Source organism: Gordonia sp. CPCC 206044, from assembly GCF_048537895.1.
Classification (GTDB): Bacteria; Actinomycetota; Actinomycetes; order Mycobacteriales; family Mycobacteriaceae; genus Gordonia.
Genome location: NZ_JBCLVL010000032.1, coordinates 1 through 5,668 on the forward strand (window position 1 = coordinate 1; position 5,668 = coordinate 5,668).

The 5,668-nt window shown below is 55.2% G+C and carries 3 rRNA genes; all 3 read right to left on the reverse strand.

Annotated elements, in window-relative coordinates:
• Positions 1-52 precede the first annotated feature (52 nt).
• A 5S ribosomal RNA gene (gene rrf / locus AAFP35_RS26170) occupies positions 53-169 on the reverse strand.
• Positions 170-274: 105 nt separating this feature from the next.
• Positions 275-3,411: ribosomal RNA gene (locus AAFP35_RS26175) — 23S ribosomal RNA — on the reverse strand.
• Between the two features lie 478 nt (positions 3,412-3,889).
• A 16S ribosomal RNA gene (locus tag AAFP35_RS26180) occupies positions 3,890-5,410 on the reverse strand.
• The 16S, 23S and 5S rRNA genes sit together here, the layout of an rRNA operon.
• Between the last annotated feature and the right edge of the window lie 258 nt (positions 5,411-5,668).

Sequence of the window (5,668 nt, forward strand, 5' to 3'; positions counted from 1 at the left end):
ATATGAGTGTGGCCCCCGAATCGGTGATTCGGGGGCCACACTCGTACGTTGTGTTCGGCGGTGTCCTACTCTCCCACACTGGTTAGGGTGCAGTACCATCGGCGCTGGAGGGCTTAGCTTCCGGGTTCGGAATGGGACCGGGCGTTTCCCCTCCGCTATGGCCGCCGTAACTTTGTGAAACAACCTGCCACAACAGGAGTTTATTTTTGTTGTGTGTTGTTTCAGATAGTGCATAGTGGATGCGAACACACATTCTTTGAGGTGTGTTGGTGTTGTTGGTAAGTCCTCGGCCGATTAGTACCAGTCACCTACACCCATTACTGGGCTTACAGTTCTGGCCTATCAACCCCATGGTCTGTAGGGGGCCTTAACCACTCAAGGGTGGTGAGAAACCTCATCTTGGAACAGGCTTCCCGCTTAGATGCTTTCAGCGGTTATCCCTTCCGAACGTAGCTAACCAGCGGTGCTCCTGGTGGAACAACTGGCACACCAGAGGTTCGTCCGTCCCGGTCCTCTCGTACTAGGGACAGGTTTCCTCAAGTTTCTAACGCGCGCGGCGGATAGAGACCGAACTGTCTCACGACGTTCTAAACCCAGCTCGCGTGCCGCTTTAATGGGCGAACAGCCCAACCCTTGGGACCTACTCCAGCCCCAGGATGCGACGAGCCGACATCGAGGTGCCAAACCATCCCGTCGATATGGACTCTTGGGGAAGATCAGCCTGTTATCCCCGGGGTACCTTTTATCCGTTGAGCGACACCACTTCCACACGTTGGTGCCGGATCACTAGTCCCGACTTTCGTCCCTGCTCGACATGTACGTCTCACAGTCAAGCTCCCTTGTGCACTTACACTCAACACCTGATTGCCAACCAGGCTGAGGGAACCTTTGGGCGCCTCCGTTACATTTTGGGAGGCAACCGCCCCAGTTAAACTACCCACCAGGCACTGTCCCTGAACCCGATCAGGGTCCGAGGTTAGAAGTCCAATACGATCAGAGTGGTATTTCAACAACGACTCCACCCACACTAGCGTGCGAGTTTCACAGTCTCCCACCTATCCTACACAAACCGAACCGAACACCAATACCAAGCTATAGTGAAGGTCCCGGGGTCTTTTCGTCCTGCCGCGCGTAACGAGCATCTTTACTCGTACTGCAATTTCGCCGAGTCTGTGGTTGAGACAGCAGAGAAGTCGTTACGCCATTCGTGCAGGTCGGAACTTACCCGACAAGGAATTTCGCTACCTTAGGATGGTTATAGTTACCACCGCCGTTTACTGGGGCTTAAATTCTCAGCTTCACCCCCCGAAAGGGATTAACCGGTCCTCTTAACCTTCCAGCACCGGGCAGGCGTCAGTCCGTATACATCGTCTTACGACTTCGCACGGACCTGTGTTTTTAGTAAACAGTCGCTTCTCTCTGGTCTCTGCGACCACACCCAGCTCAGACCGTCAAGATCGTCACCAGACGTGGTCCCCCTTCTCCCGAAGTTACGGGGGCATTTTGCCGAGTTCCTTAACCACAGTTCTCTCGATCGCCTTAGTATTCTCTACCTGACCACCTGTGTTGGTTTGGGGTACGGGCCGTGTACCAACTCGCTAGAGGCTTTTCTCGGCAGCATAGGATCATGGAATTCGCCGCAACGGCTACGCATCACCTCTCAGGCCACATGTGTCCCGGATTTACCTAGAACACGCCCTACAGGCTTACACCAGTACTACCACTGACTGGCCCCACTACCTTCCTGCGTCACCCCATCGCTTGCCTACTACCAACCAAGGTCCCACGCATCACCCCACCCGGCACCCGAAGGCACTCCTGGGGGATCTGGATGGTTAGTACAGTTGATTCAGCATGGACGCGGATACACGGGTACGGGAATATCAACCCGTTGTCCATCGACTACGCCTGTCGGCCTCGCCTTAGGTCCCGACTCACCCTGGGCGGATTAGCCTGGCCCAGGAACCCTTGGTCATCCGGCGGCAGAGTTTCTCACTCTGCTTTCGCTACTCATGCCTGCATTCTCACTCCCACACCCTCCACACCTGGATCACTCCGGCGCTTCCACGGATGCAGGACGCTCCCCTACCCACCCACACACCTAGCCCCATCCCCGTAAGGACAAGACAAGCTCTCGTGTGAGTGCCGCGGCTTCGGCGGTGTACTTGAGCCCCGCTACATTGTCGGCGCAGGATCACTTGACCAGTGAGCTATTACGCACTCTTTCAAGGGTGGCTGCTTCTAAGCCAACCTCCTGGTTGTCTTCGCGATCCCACATCCTTTTCCACTTAGTACACGCTTAGGGGCCTTAGCCGGCGATCTGGGCTGTTTCCCTCTCGACCACGAACCTTATCGCCCGCAGTCTCACTGCAGTGCTCTCACTTACCGGCATTCGGAGTTTGGCTGACGTCAGTAACCTAGTAGGGCCCATCGGCCATCCAGTAGCTCTACCTCCGGCAAGAAACACACCACGCTGCACCTAAATGCATTTCGGGGAGAACCAGCTATCACGGAGTTTGATTGGCCTTTCACCCCTACCCACAACTCATCCCCTCCATTTTCAACTGAAGTGGGTTCGGGCCTCCACGACGTCTTACCGACGCTTCACCCTGGCCATGGGTAGATCACTCCGCTTCGGGTCTAGACCCGGCGACTCCACGCCCTATTCAGACTCGCTTTCGCTACGGCTACCCCACACGGGTTAACCTCGCCACCGAGCACTAACTCGCAGGCTCATTCTTCAAAAGGCACGCCATCACCCACCACCCACCAAAGGGTGCACAAGCTCTGACGGATTGTAAGCGTCCGGTTTCAGGTACTATTTCACTCCCCTCCCGGGGTACTTTTCACCTTTCCCTCACGGTACTCGTCCGCTATCGGTCACCAGGAAGTATTCAGGCTTACCGGGTGGTCCCGGCAGATTCACAGCAGATTCCACGAGCCCGCTGCTACTTGGGCATCCATCACGCAAGACCACAGGCTTTCAGCTACCGGACTCTCACCGACTACGGCAGACCATTCCAGGCCACTTCACCTAGCCCATAATTTTATCACTCACGCTTCCACAGGTAGATGGAAGAAGATGAACCCCACAACCCCACACACACAACCCCTACCCGGTCACACATGCGCATGGTTTAGCCTCCTCCGCTTTCGCTCGCCACTACTCACGGAATCACAATTGTTTTCTCTTCCTATGGGTACTGAGATGTTTCACTTCCCCACGTTCCCCCCACACCAGCTATACATTCACTGGGTGGTAACACGACATCACTCGTGCTGGGTTTCCCCATTCGGACACCCTCGGATCACAGCTCGTTTGACAACTCCCCGAGGACTATCGCGGCCTACCACGTCCTTCATCGGCTCCTGGTACCAAGGCATCCACCGAACGCCCTAAAACACTTACAACAACACCTACAAACAACCCCCACCAACACAACCCACAGAGCAGGCCGCACCAGCGAGGACCAAATGTAGACACCACACACGAAACACCGTCCCGTGCGCTACAAAAAACATTTCTGCTAAATCACAGACCAGCACCCCAACCCCAAAGAGTTGAAGCATTGGTTTGAAATAAAGATGCTCGCATCCACTATGCACTTCTCAAACAACACACACCATGCCGTCACCAGCGCCTCCGCATCCCACCACAGGACACCTCACCAACACCGCCAACCACACAGCTAGGTCAGAGACAACACTCGCGTGTTCCCTCAGAACCCCGATAGCGTGACAATGAACCCACCAACCTCACAGCCGGCAGCGACCCCCCAGCTTCTACACATGCAGAAGTGGATGATCTGTTTGATGTTTCACCCTCGAACACACACACGCAGTCCCCACAGTCGGAAGACATCAACGTGTGATGTTGTGTGCTCCTTAGAAAGGAGGTGATCCAGCCGCACCTTCCGGTACGGCTACCTTGTTACGACTTCGTCCCAATCGCCGATCCCACCTTCGACAGCTCCCTCCACAAGGGTTAGGCCACCGGCTTCGGGTGTTACCGACTTTCATGACGTGACGGGCGGTGTGTACAAGGCCCGGGAACGTATTCACCGCAGCGTTGCTGATCTGCGATTACTAGCGACTCCGACTTCACGGGGTCGAGTTGCAGACCCCGATCCGAACTGAGACCGGCTTTAAGGGATTCGCTCCACCTCACGGTATCGCAGCCCTCTGTACCGGCCATTGTAGCATGTGTGAAGCCCTGGACATAAGGGGCATGATGACTTGACGTCATCCCCACCTTCCTCCGAGTTGACCCCGGCAGTCTCCTGCAAGTCCCCGGCATAACCCGCTGGCAATACAGGACAAGGGTTGCGCTCGTTGCGGGACTTAACCCAACATCTCACGACACGAGCTGACGACAGCCATGCACCACCTGTACACCAACCACAAGGGAACGACTATCTCTAGCCGCGTCTGGTGTATGTCAAACCCAGGTAAGGTTCTTCGCGTTGCATCGAATTAATCCACATGCTCCGCCGCTTGTGCGGGCCCCCGTCAATTCCTTTGAGTTTTAGCCTTGCGGCCGTACTCCCCAGGCGGGGTACTTAATGCGTTAGCTACGGCACGGATCCCGTGAAAAGGAACCCACACCTAGTACCCACCGTTTACGGCGTGGACTACCAGGGTATCTAATCCTGTTCGCTACCCACGCTTTCGCTCCTCAGCGTCAGTTACTACCCAGAGACCCGCCTTCGCCACCGGTGTTCCTCCTGATATCTGCGCATTTCACCGCTACACCAGGAATTCCAGTCTCCCCTGTAGTACTCAAGTCTGCCCGTATCGCCTGCACGCCTACAATTGAGTTGCAGAATTTCACAGACGACGCGACAAACCGCCTACGAGCTCTTTACGCCCAGTAATTCCGGACAACGCTCGCACCCTACGTATTACCGCGGCTGCTGGCACGTAGTTGGCCGGTGCTTCTTCTCCAGGTACCGTCACAAAAGCTTCGTCCCTGGTGAAAGAGGTTTACAACCCGAAGGCCGTCATCCCTCACGCGGCGTCGCTGCATCAGGCTTCCGCCCATTGTGCAATATTCCCCACTGCTGCCTCCCGTAGGAGTCTGGGCCGTGTCTCAGTCCCAGTGTGGCCGATCACCCTCTCAGGTCGGCTACCCGTCGTCGCCTTGGTAGGCCATTACCCCACCAACAAGCTGATAGGCCGCGGGCCCATCCCCAACCGCAAAAGCTTTCCACCAAACACCATGCGATGTAAAGTCATATCCGGTATTAGACCCAGTTTCCCAGGCTTATCCCAAAGTCAGGGGCAGATCACCCACGTGTTACTCACCCGTTCGCCACTCGAGTACCCCACAAGTGAGGCCTTTCCGTTCGACTTGCATGTGTTAAGCACGCCGCCAGCGTTCGTCCTGAGCCAGGATCAAACTCTCCATGAAAAAACACTGATCAAAACCAACCCACCAACAGTGGACCAGCCCAATCAACACAATCTCAGCCAGAGAGACAAAAACCTGACCAAACAAAAACTAGCAATCCACTCACAAAGAGCAGACACTAAAAAAACAACATAAACATCCAAAAACACTTGGACACAAATGCCACAAACAAAATGGCATCAAACAATCCATCATCACACTATCGAGTTCTCAAAGAACACACACCCACCAACACCACCCCAACAAGAGGCGCTCTTC